The organism is Palleniella muris (genome assembly GCF_004792655.1).
In the GTDB taxonomy this organism is placed as follows: domain Bacteria; phylum Bacteroidota; class Bacteroidia; order Bacteroidales; family Bacteroidaceae; genus Prevotella; species Prevotella muris_A.
The window spans coordinates 25,168-44,698 of the sequence record NZ_SRZC01000021.1 but is presented as its reverse complement, the minus strand read 5'-3'; the positions used below and the strand labels follow the sequence as shown (position 1 = coordinate 44,698).

The window sequence follows — 19,531 nt, the reverse complement described above, 5'->3', positions numbered from 1 at the left end:
CCTGTTCTTATTAATCCAACTTACAGGTTATCTTCTTTATTCCGTCAGCGGAAGCCTTCTTCTTACCGTCAACAAAGACCATGAGTCCCTTGCCCTGATGATAGCGGCTGCCGTCCTTGTCGTAAAGGATAGTGATGTCATGACCATGGTAACGCACATTGTCAAGACAGAAATATGTCCACTTTCCTTCAGGAACAAGAGGGTTGACAACGACAGTATTGTCCGCCTGTGGCTGGAGACCGCAGATGCCGGTGATAAGAAGGTCATTGAAAGTAGAGTGGTTGTAGTAGCGTGAACGCTCCTGATCGCCTTTCAGCCAATAACCTGTCACCTCGTCCTGATACTCGCCGATGTACGGTTTTCCGCGCATGTGCTGCGCCTGAACGTACTTCTCCATCTGCTCAAAGAACGCATCCTTCACACCTGCCAAAGGAGATGTCTGCTCTGTATTAAGGTAGTTAATCATACCTGTGAGTGTCTGTGCCGATGCAAAAGGCCAGATTGCACCGTCCCACTCACATTTTCCGACACCGTGAGTGCGGAATCCCGGGTGACGGCGCTCGGCTGTTGTCAGTCCGTAAGGTGCGTTGAAGCCCTGCTCATCCATAACCTGCTGCCATGCAACGCCGTACTTTCCATTGTCCAAAGGCATCTTTACGTACCACGGCATGTAGCCGATTGCCTCACGCACATTGGCGAGTGAATCGCCTGTATGTGTCTCAAAGAAACTGCTTTTCTCGTTCCAAAGGTTTGCAAGAATCAGCTTGCGGAGAGCCTCAGCACGGTTATTGTATTCGTCAGCGAGAGCCTTGTCGCCTGCAAGAGTGGCAACATTGGCAAGCGCGATGTCATTTCCGTACATGTAAGCATTGACAGAAGGGCGCATAAACTGCTGTGTGCGTGAGCCGGAGACTGTCTCCTCCATGGCGTCACGGACATCACTCTGCCAGAAAAGTCCGTCGATTCCCTTCTCGTTGCGCTTCCTTATCTTGCCGTAACCGGACTTCTTTGCAGGGAAAGGCATGTCCGGACGGAATTGGTTCCAATGATACCAATCGTCTATCTCCCACTTCATTGACGGAAGGACAGACACCGCCCAATCCTTTCTGCCGTCAACAAGATAGCGCTGCCAGATACTGTAAGGAATCCATGAGGAGTAAGCTGTGAGCTTCGCCATTGGCTTTCCCTCGTTGCCCTTGTACCAAGTGTTGATGATTTGGTCAAGATATTCCGGATTGCGGAGCCAACGTGACTCATGGATATGGTGACCCACGCCGGAGGAAATCAGCTTCCATTTGTCAGCATAGTTACGCTGTACAAGGAACTCAGTCATAGCCCAGCCGACCGGAGTCTTCTCGATATGCTTGCGGAGAGTCCACCAGCGATACCAGTAAATCTCCTCAAAATTCTTCTGTGAGCACTCAAACGCCGGGCAGTTGGCACGCATCCACTGCCATGCCTCACTGTTAGGAATGGCCTGAACGATGTTCTCGTCCTCCATGTTGTTGAAATAATCGACATAGCCCTTGTAGTTGTCGTAGTCCAGAACGGCAGGAGTGCCGTCAGTGGCAAGCTCTCCTCCGTCAACAATAGCCTCAGACTTGAAATTCGCAATGGCATAGACCGCGAGTTTGTCCTGCTCACCTGCGTCAGGAAGTATGCCGTCCCAGTCTGCCGGAGTGTCGACAGTAGGATAAGTGCGCTGCACACCTGTGCGGAACATCACACGTTCAATGCTCTCCACTGGAGCAAAGAGCATACGAGTTGCGGTCTTCTTTCCGTTGACAAAGACTGTATAATTGCGGTGCTCAACATTAAGTTCGACACGGATACGATACTCTTTTCCCGCCTCGTATGCCGCACATTTCGCATATCGTGCACCACCCTTGCTGCGGAGTTCCCCATCGTCTGTCAGTTCAAGGCGTCCGCAAGCGGTGCCCTGCTTGTCGAGGAACTCAACCTGAAGCCTGCCGTGATTGTTCTGCGAAGCCTTCAGGTCAAACTCCACGGCGAGTTTCTTTGATGCCGGAATCTTCCTCTCCACACGGCAGTAATCAAATTTGTCCTTGTCGGAAAGTGTCATCCATTTGCCGTCAAGACCCACGGGAGCCTCTATCGGAGAATAGATGTTCCACGCCGTAAGGTCGGCAAGCGACTTGCATTTCGTAAAGTCATCGTTGGCGTGAGCTGTCGCATCAATCTGCACGGGGACGGGGACGCGTGCCACCCACATGTCCTCCTTGTTCATGGAGTAGGTCAGCCACATGTCGCCGTCTGCCGGTTCGCCGTTGCCTTCCTGAATACCACGCACATACTGCGGGCCGAATGACTTGTAGTTTCCTCCGTAACGCATCGGCGGAATCTCACCTGTCACAAGGTTCAGGGTGGTGTACTCCAGACCGTCGGAAGACAGAGAGATAGCCAAAGGCCAACGGAACTCGGAAGGATTATAGACAGTCGCATAAGTGCCGTCGGACAGACGCTGTCCCCAAATCTTGGCATTGCTGTTCACAAAGCCTTTCGCACGCTCGATTGGCTGTGACCATGTGTTGCCGCCGTCGGAAGAGACACTTGTCAGGGCGTGCTTCCAAAGCGCCACAATCCTGCCGTCAGGCAACGTGTAGTCGTTATAAGCCTTGTAAGGTTTGTTCAGCGGAATGAGTTTCTCGTCTCTGTCCGCTTCCTCCACCCACTGCATGCGGATGCGCGGATTGGCATAGATTTCCGCCACCGCCTTGCGCAGATGCTTGTCGCCCTTGCGGTAGTTAGGGAAGTCGGTGTTCTTCTCGTTGAAGTCGTGGTTATAGTATATGAAATATATCTTGCCCATTGTGCCGTCCTCCTTTATCTCGCGGATGACACGTCCGATACCGTTTCCGTCGTTGTTATGGTCCTTCTTGGACATGCAGACGCCGTAAGAACCGATGGCGTAGAGGCGGTTTTCGGAAGAGACATACCAACCCATGCGCTGGTGCATCACCGCCTTCAGGTTCTTGGCAACGCCTTCCACGCCCTTCTTTGTGAATCCGTCAGGCACGTCGTACTCAGGGAAAAGCATCTCAGGCACCGACCATGAATAGCCGTCCTTGGAGCTTTGCACAAGGGTATGTGACGGAGGAACCTGCTCGTCCTTCGGGTCACAGAGGTAGTGGACATAGAATTTCCCTTTCCAATAAGCCATCATCGGCTGGTGGTTGTATGTCCATCCGAAACCGTTTTCTGCGGAAGGATGCTCACGGTTGGCACGCATAATCTGGATGTTATGCACGCCAACGACCGGTGACAACTGGCCGTCGTGGTGGTTAGGGTTGCTCAGTTGAGTGCCCGTATAGTAGACTTGTGCGGAAGCTCCCTGCACACAGAATACGGAACACATACACAACGCCGCCTTCATCAGGGAGGCGGTAATCGGTGATTTGATGTTGGTCATTTTATAATCTGTTAGTTTGATTCTTTATGCACATAAGGTTATGATGTTGGCAAAGTTACTAATTATTTTCCAAGTTTGCATACGTAAGAATGTAAAAGTATGTTAAGACTTGAAGATAAGACAATGTTTTGCACATTTCCGCCGTCATTCCACCATTCATTCCGAATCACTTGACAAAACGAAAGGTTAGCTTTTGCATTACAAAGCGTTACCTTTCGCTTGGCAAAAGATAACGTTTCACAAGCCAAAAGGTTAGCTTTCGAAAAACCACCTCTTATTTAACATACGTTTTGTTTTTGGTTTACAAAAACGCACAAACAGCCATACATTCATCAAGCCATAACGCAGTTTTGCTTACAAAACGAAAGTCCGAAAAATATTTCTTCACACCATCCAACTTCATTCTGCACATATTTAATCGCGCGAATGTCAAAATCTTTATAAAAATAGCAGGCAATCAAAAAAAAATTAGTAACTTTGTACTCGTCAAACCTGCAGCGCACGGACATGGTTTCCATATGACACAAGCCATTGTCCGCCGCTTTGGGGATTGCATCGACTATCAAACTATCGAAAACAAAACAAGTGAAGATTACTCTCATCACCTGCACATACAACGCGGAGAGCGTCTTGCAGAGGACTCTTGACAGTGTCCTCCGGCAGCCGTATGCCGACATCGAACACATCATAATCGACGGTGCGAGTTCCGATTCAACCGTCTCAATTGCCGAAAAATACAAGACACAGAGCGACACAATGCATAACGGGCACACCGTAACGATACAGAGCGAACCGGACAAAGGGCTGTATGACGCCATGAACAAGGGCATCGGCAGGGCTACGGGAGCCTATCTTTGTTTCCTTAACGCCGGGGATATGCTGACGGACGATGCCATTCGGGAGTTTCCTTCGGGGCACAGCGTTGTGTATGGAGAGACGGACATCGTGGACGACAACGGCAATTTCCTGCGCCACCGCAGGCTTCAGGCTCCGGAAAAGCTCACTTGGCGTTCGTTCCGCAATGGCATGCTGGTGTGTCATCAGGCGTTTTACGCCAACACGGAATTGGCGAAACAGACACCATACAACCTGAGATACAGGATTTCGGGTGATGTCGATTGGTGCATACGCATCATGAAAGAGGGTGAGAAGCGTGGCATGACGACATGGAACACGCACCGTGTCCTCTGCCGTTATCTTGCCGGAGGCATGAGCGTGAAGAACCACCGCGCATCACTTCTTGAGCGTTTCCACACGATGAGGGAGCACTATGGCATTGTCACTACCGTGGCGATGCACGCTTGGTTTGTAATCAGAGGCTTCATAAAGAAATGATTCCGGAGGAAAGAAAGATACAGAAGTTGTTCCGAAAGGGCTGCGCCGAGTATGGGTTGCTGGAGGATGGGGACAGGATTCTCATAGCCCTATCCGGCGGAAAGGACTCCCTCGAACTTGTCAGGCTGCTCGCCGGGCAGCAGAGAATCTACAAACCGCGCATCAGTGTGGAGGTGGCGCATGTGCTTATGGACAACATTCCATACGAGACTGACCGCAGTTATCTCAGCCGGTTCTGTGAGAACCTTGGCGTGAAACTGCACATTCTCCATGCGTCCTTTGAGGAACGGGAGGGCAGCAAGAAGCCTCGGTGCTTCCTTTGCTCATGGGCGAGGCGAAAAACTCTCTTCTCTTTTGCCAAGGAAAACGACTTCAACAAGATCGCTTTGGGACATCATCAGGACGACATCCTTGTCACTCTGCTGATGAACATGACCTTTGAAGGGTCAATACAGACCATGCTGCCACGGCTGACCATGGAACATTATCCTGTCACTGTCATCCGTCCGCTATGCCTTGTGCCGGAAAATCTCATCACCACCGTGGCTGAGACTGAGGGGTTTGAGAAGCTGAAAACCGCCTGTCCTTACGAACAGGTCACGAGAAGGCAGAGCATGACAGAGATGTTCCATAGGCTGGAGGAGATGAATCCGGAGGCGCGCTACAGTCTTTGGAACTCCATGCGCAACATACACAAGGACTTGCTGCCATGATTTTCCTGCCTTGCGGCACACGATACTAACAGAGAAAACAAACTAACAAACATTATGAAATACGACTTCGATGAGATTGTCCCGCGCGAAGGGACAGACAGCATGAAACTGAAATACGTCAAGGACATCTGCGGAAGGGACGATGTGCTGCCTATGTGGGTGGCAGACATGAACTTCCGCACGCCTCCTTTTGTCGTGAAAGCCATAGAGAAGCGCGCCAATCAGGGTGTTCTTGGCTACACATGCACACACGACAGGTACTATGACTCTATATGCCGCTGGTCAAAAGAGCATTACGGCATGGAGATAACCAATGAGAATGTCAACTACATCCCGGGCGTTGTCGCCGGCATTCTGCTTGCAGTGCAGGTGTTTACGGAGAAGAATGACAAGATTCTCATACAGCAGCCGGTGTATCATCCTTTCCGCATTGTCCCCGAAGCGACAGGCAGAAAGGTGGTGATGTCACCGCTCCGCAGGGTGGGAAGCAGCTTTGAGATGGACTTTGAGCAGCTCCGCAAGGACATAGAGGGCTGCAAAATGATGATTCTCTGCAACCCTCACAACCCTGCCGGAATATGCTGGTCGAAGGAAGATTTGCAGACTGTCGCGCAGATTTGTGCCGAAGAAGGTGTGCTTGTCATAAGCGATGAGATTCATTGCGACATGGTTCTTCACGGCAGGAAACACATCCCATTTGCCACAGTGAGTGAAGATGCGCGCATGAACAGTATCACTTTGCAGGCTCCGTCGAAGGTGTTCAACATGCCGGGAGTGGTCGCTGCGCAGGCGATTGTCTTTAATCCTGACATCAGAGAGAAGTATTTTGGCTACATTTGGGGCACTGACCAGGATGCAGGCAATGTGTTTGCTTACGACTGTGTGGCAGCTTGCTACAGTGAGGAGGGTGACGAATGGCGCAGGGAGATGCTTGCTTATGTGGAAGAAAACATCGACCTTCTCTGCGCAAGACTTGCCGAGGAATGTCCTCAAATAACACCGATAAAGCCGGAAGCGTCCTTCCTTGTGTTCCTCGATTGCCGCAAACTGATGGAGGAAAAGGGTATGAAAGAGCAGTCGGAACTCGTCCGTTTCTTTGCCGACAAGGCGCATCTCGCCTTCAACAGTGGAGACATGTTCGGCAGTCTCGGCAAAGGCTATATGCGCATGAACATCGCTTGTCCGCGCTCTGTGGTGAATGAGGCGATAAACCTGATGGTTGAAGCAGTAAAACAATAATAACATAATCATGAAGAAACATTTCTTGCTCGCTATCATAGCGACAGCCATTGCGGCAATGCCAACATCGAGCTGCATGGCACAACGAACCTATTCACCGTTCTGCTTCTGGTACTGGATGTACGGAGCGGTGTCAAAACCTGCCATACAGGCTGACCTCGTGGCAATGAAGGACGCAGGACTGCGCGGAACATATCTCATGCCTATCTACAGTTCGGAGCGAAGACCGGAGTACAACGGACAGGCTAACCAGCTGACACCGGCGTTCTGGGACATGGTGGGATATTCCATGCAACAGTGTGATTCGCTCGGTCTGGAACTGGGCATACATATCTGTGACGGCTTCGCCCTTGCCGGAGGACCGTGGTTTACACCGGAAGAATCCATGCAGAAGGTGGTATGGACAGAGGAAATCGTGGAGGTTGGCATGGACAAAAGCAACGCCAAGGCTTCTAAGAAATATGGGAAAAAAGCTAAAATGGCGGCTCCTTACAAGTTCAGACTTGACGCTTATAAAGGCGAGGGCTATAAGGACATCGCTGCTTTTGCTGTGCCTATCAAGCATAAGGTGGACGAGGTGAAAGCCACAAATATGGCTATGTCGGATGGTGTGACGTCGGATGAGAAGAACATCATACGTGCAAATGCGCCTTGTTCATTCTCTTTTGATTTCCCTAACGGCACTGTTGTGCGCACGGTGGAAATCACTCCGTCGGGCACAAATATTCAAAATCAGCGCCTGAAGGTGGAATACAGTCTTGACGGAAAGACTTTTAACTACATCACGACATTCACTCCGGCACGTCAGGGCTGGCAGAACACTGCCGCTGCTGCAACATTCACACTGCCGGAATACATAAAGAACAACGCAAACTCTCCTCTTACGCTGCGTTTCAGCTGGTCTCCGGACGGCACAGAACCGGGTTCTGAGGATCTCGATGCTGCAAAATGGAAGCCGACACTTAGACTGAAAGGCATCCGTTTCTTCCAGAATCCTAAGATTCACCAATGGGAGGGAAAGGCTGCTTATGCATGGCGCGTGGCGGAAGAGACTACCGACAAGCAGGTGCCTGCTGAGTTCTGTCCTACTCTCTATGACATAATTCCGTTGGAAATGAGTGAGGACGGCACTGTAAGCATACCGGCAAACTGTCCCGGAACTTACCATATCATCCGTATGGGACACTGCTCAACAGGGCAGATGAATGCCACTGCAGGCGGAGGAAAAGGTCTTGAGTGTGACAAATTCTCAAAGGCTGCCGTCAACAAACTTGTCGACAACTGGTTCTGCAAGTTCATGGAACTGCCGCACAGCAACACTGTCAAGTATCTGCATGTGGACTCTTGGGAGTGCGGATGCCAGAACTGGTCAACGAATTTCGCAGAGGAGTTCCGCGCACGCCGCGGCTATGACATCAAGCGTTGGCTGCCGTTGTTCGCCGGAATCCCTGTTGTCAGCGCAAGCGAGAGTGAGCGTGTGCTGCGCGATGTGCGACTTACCATCAACGAACTCATCCATGATGTGTTCTTCACAACTGTCAGAGAGCGTGCCCACAAGATGGGAATGCAGTTCTCTTCCGAGAGCATTGCGCCGACAATGGTGGCAGACGGACTCGACCACTATAAGTATGCCGACTTCCCAATGGGAGAATATTGGCTCAATTCGCCTACACATGACAAGCCAAATGATATGCTTGACGCCATCTCTGGTGCGCATATCTATGGCAAAAACATAGTGCAGGCGGAGGGATTCACGGAGGTTCGCGGCGTATGGGATGAGGATCCGGCGTCCATAAAGACACTCCTCGACCGCAATTTCGCCCTTGGTATGAACCGTCTCTTCTTCCATGTGAACACCCATAACCCATGGATGGACAAAAAACCGGGCATGACCCTTGACGGCATCGGTCTGTTCTTCCAGCGCGACCAGACATGGATGCCGGAGGCAAAACCTTTCGTTGACTACATCACACGCTGCTCCGCACTCCTCCAGCAGGGACGCCCCGTGCAGGACATCGCCGTATATACCGGTGACGAAATGCCTCGCCGCTCTGTCCTTCCTGAGCGTCTTGTGAGCATGCTGCCCGGCATTTTCGGTAAGGAGCGTGTCGCTTCCGAGGCGAAAAGACTTGCAAACGTCGGACAGCCGATGGAGGTCAGCCCTGTCGGTGTTAACCATTCTGCAGGCATTGTTGACCCGAAAGACTGGGCGAACTGCATGCGTGGCTATCAGTATGACTCTTTCAACCCTGATGTTCTGCTTAACCTTGCAACGGCAAAGGACGGTTGCATGGTGCTGCCGGGTGGTGCAAAGTACCGCATTGTGGTAGTTCCCGGCGTGCGTCCGATGAACCCTGACGGCATAATCGGCAAGGAAGCAAAGGCTAAGATTGAGGAACTCCGCAAGGCGGGTGTGGCAGTCATTGACAAGACCTTTACGGATGATGATTTCTCACGTTACGGTCTGAAGCGTGATGCAGTGCTTCCGAATGGCATAGCATATACACACCGTAGCGCAAATAATGGCGAAATATATTTCATCTCTAACCAAAAGAACGGGGATGTGACATTCACGGCGCAGTTCCGTGACACCGCCAACGGTACACCTTATATATATAATGCCGTTGACAACACTGTTTCTGCATGGTCATCGGAGACAATCTCTCTCCCTGCCAATGGCTCTTGCTTCGTTCTTTTCCCAAAGAACAGCATCGCAGAGATGCTCTCCTGCCTGCCTGAACAGCCTGCAGAGAAGACCGAAGTGACAGCAAAACCGGAAAGAGAACCTATCGCTCTCACCAATCCTTACACTCTTACACTGAAGGAAGCGGGAGCAACCATGACGCTCGACGCATTGAAGAGCTGGACAGAGATTGAGGAAGGAAACCTCCGTTACTTCTCCGGACACGGCAAATACTCCACAACCGTAAAACTGAAAAAGAAACCTTCAGGCAACGAGAAACTGCAACTCGGCAAGGTGATAAACATCGCCCACGTTTGGGTTAACGGCATCGACTGCGGCATTGTGTGGACAGCACCTTACGAAGCGAACATCGGCAAGGCTCTGAAAAAGGGCGTAAACACCATCGAAATAGAAGTCGTGAACACATGGGCAAACGCTCTCCGCGGCATGGACGAGGGCAAAGCACCGTATGATGGTATATGGACAAACGCCAAATACCGTATGGACAAGCCTCATCTTCTCCCTGCCGGACTCCTCGGACCTGTAACTATCAAATAAACATAACCAATGAAAAAACTTACAACATTACTTTTCCTGGCATTCTGCATGGCGACAATCGCCCATGCAAAGATATGGATGCCGACCATCTTTGACAGTCGAATGGTACTGCAACGTGAGTCAAACGTGAAACTGTGGGGCACCACCGATGCTGGCAAGACCGTCAAGGTGACTACCTCATGGAACAAAAAGACTTACCGCACCACTGCCAACAGCGACGGCAAATGGAACGTTTCGGTCTCCACTCCTGAGGCAGGAGGACCGTACAGCGTGACCGTCAGCGACGGCGAGACACTCACTTTCGACAACGTGCTCATAGGTGAGGTGTGGATATGTGCCGGACAGTCGAACATGGAAATGCCTATGAAGGGCTTCCCTTCACAGCCGATTGAGAACGGACCGACAGACATTCTCCACTCCACAGACCCTCTTCTGCACGTCTTCCAGTCAAAACGCATCAGCCGTGTGGAGCCTACCGACACAACAGTAGGTCAGTGGAAGACCTCTGAACCTGAGGTAATACGCGACTTTGCTGCCACAGCCTACTATTTCGGACGTGAGCTGCGCCGCACTCTCAATGTGCCTGTCGGACTTATCGTTACGGCATGGGGCGGCTCTTCTTGTGAGTCTTGGATTGCACGCGAGTATGTAAAACCTTTCGTGACAGAGAAGTCCCCTTACCAAATCCCCTACAAACCATCGGACATAAAGTCCAAAAACCGTCAGCCGACAGTGCTTTTCAACGGTATGCTTAACCCTGTCATCGGCTACGGAATAAAGGGTGCAATCTTCTATCAGGGTGAGGACAATGTGCCACGCTATCAGGATTACGCACAGCAGTTGCAGACTATGGTTGGCTGCTGGCGCGACAAATGGGGCATCGGCGAGTTCCCTTTCTACTATTGCCAGATAGCACCGTACGACTACAGCATCATCAACTGGACAGTGAACTCTGCACTTCTCCGTGAGCAGCAGTACATAGCCGAGACGCAAATCCCCAATGCAGGCATGGCTGTGCTCATGGATGCCGGCATAGAGAAAGGCATCCATCCACCGAAGAAGAGCGTTGCAGGCGAACGCCTTGCCATGCTTGCCCTCGTGAAGACTTACGGTTGGAAGGGCATCACGGCAGAATCGGCACGCTACAAGAGCATGACCGTCGAGAACGGAAAGGCAATCCTTGAGTTCGAGCGTGACAAAATGAACCTCTATGGTGCAAACAGTTCGTTCACAAGCCACCTCTTCGAGATTGCCGGCGAGGACCGTGTGTTCCACCCTGCGACAGTGGAACTGCACAAAAGAAAGTTCCTTGCCGTCTATTCCCCTGAGGTAAAGAACCCTGTGGCAGTACGCTATGCGTTCAAAGACTGGTGTGAGGGCGACCTCTTCTGTGACGGCCTGCCGCTCTCTTCGTTCCGCACAGACAACTGGCCAGTGGAGGAACGCAAGACAGAGACCACTGAAACAAAGGATTACGACAAGCAGAGATAAAGCATTTCCGGCTTTAATCAGAATTGACAATACTGTCAATATTGACATTAATGACAATACTGCAAAAACAAAAAACCTACAACCAACAACCGAAAATGAGAACAAGACTATCATTCATCCTTCTCCTTTTAGCCATGAACATCCTGCCGGGCTTCGCACAGCAGGTATGGAACTTCAACCTCGACTGGCGTTTCCACCGAGGAGAAGCAAAAGGCGCAGAAGCCGTAAACTACGATGACAGCCAATGGGAGGTGGTCTCCACGCCCCACACAGTGCAGCTTATGCCGGCAGAAGGCAGCGGAAACCGCAACTATCAGGGCGTCGCATGGTACAGGAAACGCTTCCGGATGCCTGCCACAAAATACACCAACGGCACTGTCTCCCTGCAGTTTGAGGCAATCATGGGCAAACAGAACATTTACGTGAACGGCAAACTTGTCAAGGAGCATCTTGGCGGTTACCTGCCTATAACCATTGACCTCACGGCTGCCGGTGTAAAGGCGGGCGACGAATGCCTCATCGCTGTGATGACAGACAACTCCGACGACAAGTCCTATCCTCCGGGAAAGAAGCAGATGACTCTCGATTTCTGCTACCATGGCGGTATCTATCGTGACGTATGGCTCATAGAGCAGCCTGCCGTACACATCACCGATGCCGTTGAGAAAGGCGAGGTGGCAGGTGGCGGAATCTTCGTCCATTATGCAAACATATCAGAGAAAAGCGCGGAGGTTTATGTCAACACTGATGTTGAGAACTCACTCAACAAGCCACAGACCGTTACCGTCACAAACACTCTCCTTGACGCTGCGGGAAAGAAGATAAAGACTTGGACAAGCAAAGTCACAATCCCTGCCAAGGGAAGCAAGACCATAAAACAGGGCGCAAAGATTCAAAAACCAAATCTTTGGTCACCTGAGAATCCTTATCTCTACACCATGCGCACACAGGTTCTTGCCAACAAGGAGACCGAAAAGCGCGACACAAAGATTGGCATCCGCAGCTTTGAGTTCAAGGGCAAGGACGGTTTCTGGCTCAACGGCAAGCGTTACCGCCAGTTTATGGGCGCAAACCGCCATCAGGACTTTGCCTATGTCGGCAACGCCCTGCCTAACTCTCAGCAGCGTCGTGACGTGCAGCGACTGAAGGATTGTGGCTTCAACCTCATCCGTGTGGCACACTATCCGCAGGATCCGGCGTTTATGGACGCTTGCGACGAACTCGGAATCTTCATCATTGTGGCAACTCCGGGCTGGCAGTATTGGAACAAAGACCCGAAATTTGCCGAGCTTGTACACCAGAATACTCGCGACATCATACGCCGCGACCGCAACCATCCGTGTGTCCTCATGTGGGAACCAATCCTCAACGAGACACGCTATCCGGAGAAGTTCGCACTCGAAGCCTTGCAGATTACCAAGGACGAGTACCCTTATCCTTACCGCCCTGTCGCTGCTGCCGACCTTCACAGTGCGGGCGTACTTGAGAACTATGATGTCGTTTACGCATGGCCGGGTGACGATGAGAAGACAGACGGTCTCGAACTCAAGGCGCAGCAGTTGAACAAAAACATGCTCACACGCGAATATGGCGAACTTGTCGATGACTGGTATGCTCACAACAACCTCAACCGCGCAAGCCGTTCATGGGGCGAGATACCACAGTTGAAGCAGGCTCTCTCACTCTCCAACACCACACGCGACCAGCATCGCACCACCGGACTGTTCCTCGGAGGATGCCAATGGCATCCGTTCGACCACCAGCGTGGCTATCATCCTGACCCATATTGGGGTGGAAACTTTGATGCGTTCCGTCAGCCAAAGACATCCTATTACATGTTCAACTCACAGATTCCTGTGACGGAAGGCGAGCCGATGGTCTACATCGCTCATGAGATGGGACAGTTCTCCGAGAACGATGTGGTGGTGTTCTCCAACTGCGACAGTGTCCGTCTGTCAATCTTTGACGGTGAGAAATCATGGACACTCCCTGTGGAAAAGTACGGCGAGGCTGACCGTCCGTACAACGCACCGGTGGTTTTCAAGGATGTTTGGGACTTCTGGCAGGCACGCGAGTACTCCTACAAGCAGCGCAACTGGCAGAAAGTGAACCTCGTGGCAGAGGGTATTATCAACGGAAAGGTTGTCGCAACAACGAAGAGAATGCCTTCACGCCGCAGCACAAAACTGCGCATGTACGCCGATGAGCGTGACAGAAAACTTGTCGCCGACGGCTCAGACTTCATCGTTGTGGTATGCGAAGTGACCGACGACAGCGGCAATGTGCGCCGTCTGGCTAAGGAACAGATTAAGTTCACGGTGGAAGGTCCTGCCGAAATCATCGGCGACGGCACCGATATAGGTGCCAATCCGCGTCAGGCAGAATGGGGAAGTGCACCGATACTCCTGCGCAGCACAACCACTCCGGGCAAGATAAAGATACATGCCGACGTGCTTTATCCGGGCACACACTCCCCTACTCCTTGCGACCTTGAGGTGGAATCCGTACCTGCCGACTGCCAATTCGTGCGCGGACTGGGCATCGATGCAAGCAGCAAGGCTAAAGTTTCGGGCAGCGCATCGTCCTCAAACTCAAGCTCTAAGCAAATCTCCGACGAGGAGAAGCAGCGCATGTTGCAGGAAGTTCAGGACCAGCAAGCCGACTTCGGTGTGACAAAATAAGTTTCCACAACATTGCATTACAATCCGGCAAGAATATTCTTGCCACCCCAAATAGGTGATACTTTGTTCGCAAAGTGTCACCTATTATTTTTCCGTATACCAACAACAAAAAGTCACAGCATGGCAAATGACAAAATGAAAGGTAACCTTTTGCACCGTAAAAGGTTACACTTGACTTCGCGAAGGATTACCTTTGGCAATGCAAAATGTTACCTTTCACTATATCAATGGTCTTTTAACATCCGTTAGATTTTCAGTTCACACAAAACAACTCTTTACCTGACACTTTGCACACTGCCAAGCATTTTTCCTTGACATATCGACAAATACATCAGTAAACTGTTATTCCGATTACATGGCACAATGCGTTTTCTCTGCAAACAACACATTAGGCAACACCCCCTAAAGTCGCTGAAATTACAGCAATATATATACAAAACGCAAGAAAAAGCACTTTCACAAATAAAAAAACAAGAAGACATGGAGAGTTTTTCCAAAATTATTCGTATTTTTGCAAGACAAAAGTCAGTATGCATAGTCCTGCACCAGAAATGCAAGAGAGTGTACGGATGACATTCATCCCCTATGAACTGCCATGGTGAGGATACGCCAAGTAATAACCAACAAAAAGAAAAAACAATGAGAGTCATTATCGAACCCAACTACGAGTCAATGTCAAAATGGGCTGCCAACTATGTCGCAAACCGCATAAAGGAAGCCACCCCGACACCGGAAAAGCCTTTCAAGCTCGGCTGCCCTACAGGTTCTTCACCACTCGGTCTCTACAAAGAACTGGTCAAGAAATACGAAGCGGGAGAAATATCTTTCCAAAACGTGATAACATTCAACATGGATGAATATGTGCATCTTCCCGAAGACCATCCGGAATCCTACCATTCGTTCATGTGGAACAACTTCTTCTCACACATCGACATAAAGAAAGAGAACGTCCACATCCTCAACGGCAACGCGGAAGACCTCATAAAAGAATGCGAGGAATACGAGGCTGCCATCGAGGCTGCCGGAGGAATCGACCTCTTCATGGGTGGCGTAGGACCGGACGGACACCTTGCGTTCAACGAACTGGGCTCATCCCTTGCGTCAAAGACACGCATCAAAACTCTCACAACAGACACCATCATTGCCAACTCACGCTTCTTTGGCGGCGACCTGAGCCTTGTGCCTACCCAGGCCCTCACTGTCGGTATCGGCACAGTCATGGCAGCCAAGGAGGTGCTTCTCGTATGCAACGGTCATCACAAGGCACGCGCATTGCGCCATATCATTGACGGTTCGATAAGCCACAAATGGACGGCTTCCGCACTGCAGATGCACCCTCACTCCATCGTTGTCTGCGACGAAGCAGCCTGCGACGAGCTGTCTTTGGCAACATACAAATACTATCTTGACAAAGAACGTGGAAACTTGTAAACACAATACCATGAACAAAGTTATAGAGACTATCATGTCACGGCGCAGCTGCCGGTGCTTTGACCCAGAGCGCATGCCGTCGGAAGAGACCATACAGCAGATTTGTGAGGCAGGCACATGGTCACCAACAAGCCGCGGACAGCAGAACCCGATCATCATTGCCGTCACCAACAAAGAGTTGCGTGATCGCATATCACGGATGAATTCGGCAATCATCACGGGAAAGAACCTTGTCACTTCCACCCCACCGGGTGCAGACCCGTTCTATGGTGCGCCATGTATGCTGATTGTACTCGTAAAGGAATCACCCAATGCAATGTACGACGGACCGATAGTCATGCAGACTCTCATGCTTGCAGCGGAATCACTCGGTGTCAATTCTATATGGATTCACCGCGCCAAAGAGGAGTTTGAGAGCGAGGAAGGAAAGCAGATTCTCCGTGACCTTGGCATAGAAGGCGACTACATCGGCATAGGACATGTTGCTCTCGGCTATGCCGCAAAACCGCTGCAGGAGCCTAAACCACGAAAGGAAGATTATATCTATTGGGCAAAATAACCGATGTTCATGAAAGATTGCAAGACCTCTATCAATATAATGGCTGTGACAAGGAAGTATCCATTCTCCATTGTCATAGCCATTGCCATTTGGGTTGTGTGCATGATTCCTATTCCGGAGACACCACTTAACAACATTTCCTTCATGGACAAATGGACGCATTTCGTGATGTATGGCACACTGACAGCGGTGATTTGGGTGGAATATGCCAAAGCGCATAAAGGCTCTTTTGCATGGAAAAGACTGCTTCTTTACGGCTTTCTGTGCCCTATCGCCATGGGATGCCTTGTGGAACTGGCACAGGCTTATCTGACAACCTGCCGTTCGGGTGATGTCTTTGACGCTATATGCAATGCCCTCGGTGTCTGTCTCGGTGCTGCCCTCGGGCACATCATTGCAAAGATGATGCCGCAAGGAAAGAAACAAAAGAACCCATAACCTACAACCAACAACCCATAACCAATGCTAAAAAGAATAAAGAACCCATGGCTGAAAGTGCCGGATTACTGCTGTCCGGGATGCAGCCCGACCAACGAGAAGGGGCTGAAACTCGAATTCATTGAGGACGGGGATGACATAGTAAGCTATTGGAATCCTGACCCTGCCTACCAAAGTTGGAGGAACACGCTGCACGGAGGCATACACTGCCTTATGCTTGACGAGATTGCCGGCTGGGTGGTGTTCCACAAACTCAGCACTATGGCTGTGACAAGCAAAATGGAAACAAAGTACCTGAAGCCCATAACCATTGACGGCGGACGGATAGAGATGCGTGCACGGCTATCACGGCAGATGAGGCAAGTGGCGTTCATCGATGCCGAACTGATTCAGGGCGGTGAGGTCTGCACCAAGGCGCAAGTGGTTTATTTCTGCTCTCCACGTGCCAAAGCCGTCGCGGAATATGGCTTCAGCGGATGCGAGACAGAGGAGATAAAAGAATAAAAAATAGCGAAAAGACTTGTTTCTACTCATTGTAAGAAAGTCTTTTCGCTTTTTGTTTATCCAAGAACAATCAGACTTGGATGATGTGTTAATAAGGATAACTCACACTAAATTGGACTTTGGTTGAATATCAAGAAGTTAGGCGTTTGCCTTTATAATATAGGTAACAATATGGAAACGAGCGGACTTCTGCTCGTTTCTGTATTTTGCAATATGCAAAGAACGCCTTAATTCGGGGACAAAGATACGATATTTTTCTAAATCTCGCATAGCTTACAAGGAGAAAACCTTGGAAATTAGAACTTTTTACGTTAAAATCCATATTTGACAAGCAGATTTTGAAGAAAATATTTGGAGTTTCCAATAAAAAAGAGTATTTTTGCAGCAACAAATCCCACCACGCCTCTCAACGATGCGTACCACGGTGGGACTTCGCTTTTTATAAAGGGTATATGGATTACGACAAACAACCGATAAACGTAGATGAACAGGTTGCCTTGCTCCAGAACAGAGGGCTGGTGATAGAAGATATTGCAACTGCCAAATTGCAGCTTCGCAATATCAGTTATTTTCGTATTGCCAGTTACCTACGATATATGGAGGAAGACAGACAGTTTCATCATTATAAACTGGGTAGTACATTTGAACAAGCCATCGACCTTTATCTCTTTGACAAAGAACTTCGTCAACTTATATTCAAGGCAATTCAAGATATAGAGATTTCTCTTCGGACCAAAATGATTCAGATATTTTCCATGGAGCATGGCGCATTTTGGTTTATGGATGCATCATTGTTCAAGAATGCAGACTTTTATGAAGGCTGCCTTGACAATATCAAGAAAGAGGTATCTCGTTCAAATGAAGATTTCATCAAGGAGCATTCCGAGAAATATACTTTCCCTTCTCTCCCTCCTGTGTGGAAAACATTAGAGGTCGTTTCGTTTGGTACGCTTTCCAAATTATTTTGTCTGTTCAAGGACAATCGTCTCAAAAAGCAAGTGGCAAGAGAGTTTGGACTACCTCAATACACTTACTTGGAAAGTTGGATAAGGTGTATAACCGTGCTTCGCAATTGTTGTGCTCACCATGCCCGTATATGGAATAGGCGTTTTGCCTTGAAGCCACAATTGCCAAATCGGCTTCCACTTTTTTGGATTGCTCCAACCCAAAAGCCTATCAAACTTTACCATCAGTTATGCACCTTATTATATATGGAGCAAACTATAACTCCTTGTATGGATTTAAAAAGCTCTCTGCTCAGATTGTTCGCAGATTATCCCAATATTGATTTACATGCCATGGGCTTTCCACAAGGATGGGAAAACGAACCTTTATGGAGATAGCAACAAGTGTTCGGATATAAGTCTATCCAAGCACTTGCTTGTTGAATTCGCGCTTTGGCTGCTTTAGAGCTTAATGTTAAGCCTCAGAAAACTTTGACTTGTAAAAGCCTGATTTCGTTAGAAGATTCTGCCGTTGATACGGAAGCTGAGACAAGGATAGACTGTAATCTTTGAGATTGTCTTGATAATCTTACCACCGTCACCACCGACTCCTTCATCCTGAAGCTGGACTTGTCCTTCAGGCTGGTCTATAAAAATCTTTGGAGTGCCCCAGAACTGTACGCCAAGATCCCAAGCGAAAGAGACTCTCTTGCGTGGAACTGCTCTGCCTGAACCTATACCGAGGTATGGCTTGAAACCACTTGTCTTCAGATAGGCACGTGCCTCACTGCCATTTGGCTCAAGAAGGTAGTCACCCAGCTCGACTCCTATCTTCTGAAGGTTGTTCTGTGGAGCAAAGTTGTTGTTATAGTAAGTGATTGCCTCCAGATTTTTCTGACAGTTTGTGGTGTAAGCTTCAATAATCTGTCTCTTGCCGGCATAGAAACCTGCTGTAAAGTGGAAAGAGGAATGCTTGCTTGGATAGAGGTCAAAGAGGAGCTTGAAATTAGTCATTGAAATCTTGCCGTCAATGAGAAGCTCTTCTGGCAACCCTACTCCTTTATACTCATGACCTACAGGTAGCTGAGCTTGGAACTCATCCCAAGACTCTTGCGCACCATTAAGGTCCACATCAATGTCCTTCACCTTAATGTTCGGAAGGAAGCTCATTCCGGCACGCATCTGCACATAATTACCTATCGGAGTAGCAAGGTTGAAACCGATACCGGTAGTACCAACTTCAACACCTACACCAAGGTGATTGAACAGATTCTTATCACAACATCCATTCTCTGCCTTTGCTGAGAAAGCAACAAAGGCAAGTAATACTGCTAAAATTGACTTTTTCATCTCTTTCTTTATTATTATTTAATCAAAAAGTTTATTCCCTCGTTAAAACTGTATGCAAAATTAATATTTTATTTTCAATTATGCAAATTTGTGCTAACCAAAGTTAACATTAATCAACAAAAAATTGCGTGCAATGGCAGTCTTTGCCAAAGCACGCAATTAAAATATACACATT

General features: G+C 49.4%; 13 protein-coding genes. 11 read left to right on the top strand and 2 right to left on the bottom strand.

All coding sequences use genetic code 11. From position 1 onward, the window contains the following. Positions 1-10 precede the first annotated feature (10 nt). Positions 11-3,394 (bottom strand): MGH1-like glycoside hydrolase domain-containing protein, encoded by a 3,384-nt coding sequence (locus E5358_RS11775; protein ID WP_135940397.1) that lies wholly within the window; start codon positions 3,392-3,394, stop codon positions 11-13. A 621-nt stretch (positions 3,395-4,015) separates the two neighbouring features. Here E5358_RS11775 and E5358_RS11770 point away from each other — a divergent pair. The 11 genes from E5358_RS11770 (at position 4,016) to E5358_RS11720 (ending at position 18,405) form a co-directional block, all read left to right on the top strand. Then, complete coding sequence (locus tag E5358_RS11770) at positions 4,016-4,765, top strand: glycosyltransferase family 2 protein (protein ID WP_135940375.1); 750 nt, start codon at positions 4,016-4,018, stop codon at positions 4,763-4,765. Beyond that, positions 4,762-5,478 (top strand): tRNA 2-thiocytidine biosynthesis TtcA family protein, encoded by a 717-nt coding sequence (locus E5358_RS11765; protein WP_135940374.1) that lies wholly within the window; start codon positions 4,762-4,764, stop codon positions 5,476-5,478. The genes E5358_RS11770 and E5358_RS11765 overlap by 4 nt, the downstream gene beginning before the upstream one ends. Positions 5,479-5,532: 54 nt before the next feature. Beyond that, positions 5,533-6,717: a MalY/PatB family protein gene (locus tag E5358_RS11760; RefSeq protein WP_135940373.1), complete on the top strand. Its 1,185-nt coding sequence runs from the start codon at positions 5,533-5,535 to the stop codon at positions 6,715-6,717. 10 nt (positions 6,718-6,727) lie between these two features. Beyond that, positions 6,728-9,958 carry a glycosyl hydrolase gene (locus E5358_RS11755; RefSeq protein WP_135940372.1) on the top strand — a complete coding sequence of 1,077 codons (3,231 nt, stop codon included), beginning with the start codon at positions 6,728-6,730 and terminating at the stop codon, positions 9,956-9,958. Between the two features lie 9 nt (positions 9,959-9,967). Beyond that, on the top strand, positions 9,968-11,449 hold the full coding sequence (locus E5358_RS11750; protein WP_135940371.1) for a sialate O-acetylesterase: 1,482 nt from the start codon (positions 9,968-9,970) through the stop codon (positions 11,447-11,449). A 95-nt stretch (positions 11,450-11,544) separates the two neighbouring features. Beyond that, complete coding sequence (locus E5358_RS11745) at positions 11,545-14,130, top strand: glycoside hydrolase family 2 protein (protein ID WP_168354657.1); 2,586 nt, start codon at positions 11,545-11,547, stop codon at positions 14,128-14,130. 639 nt (positions 14,131-14,769) lie between these two features. Then, a complete protein-coding gene (nagB, locus tag E5358_RS11740) occupies positions 14,770-15,561 on the top strand; it encodes a glucosamine-6-phosphate deaminase (RefSeq protein ID WP_135940369.1) in 792 nt (263 codons plus the stop codon). A gap of 10 nt (positions 15,562-15,571) precedes the next feature. After that, positions 15,572-16,120, top strand: coding sequence for a nitroreductase (locus E5358_RS11735; RefSeq protein ID WP_135940368.1), 549 nt, complete (start codon positions 15,572-15,574; stop codon positions 16,118-16,120). A 9-nt stretch (positions 16,121-16,129) separates the two neighbouring features. After that, the gene (locus E5358_RS11730; protein WP_168354656.1) at positions 16,130-16,558 is read left to right on the top strand and encodes a VanZ family protein; all 429 of its coding nucleotides are present in this window, start codon (positions 16,130-16,132) and stop codon (positions 16,556-16,558) included. A gap of 24 nt (positions 16,559-16,582) precedes the next feature. Beyond that, entirely contained in the window at positions 16,583-17,062 is a 480-nt protein-coding gene (locus E5358_RS11725) for a PaaI family thioesterase (protein WP_135940366.1), read from the top strand. A 452-nt stretch (positions 17,063-17,514) separates the two neighbouring features. Further along, on the top strand, positions 17,515-18,405 hold the full coding sequence (locus E5358_RS11720; protein ID WP_135940365.1) for an Abi family protein: 891 nt from the start codon (positions 17,515-17,517) through the stop codon (positions 18,403-18,405). 117 nt (positions 18,406-18,522) lie between these two features. Here the strand turns inward: E5358_RS11720 and E5358_RS11715 are convergent, their stop codons facing one another. Further along, positions 18,523-19,356, bottom strand: coding sequence for a hypothetical protein (locus E5358_RS11715; protein WP_135940364.1), 834 nt, complete (start codon positions 19,354-19,356; stop codon positions 18,523-18,525). Between the last annotated feature and the right edge of the window lie 175 nt (positions 19,357-19,531).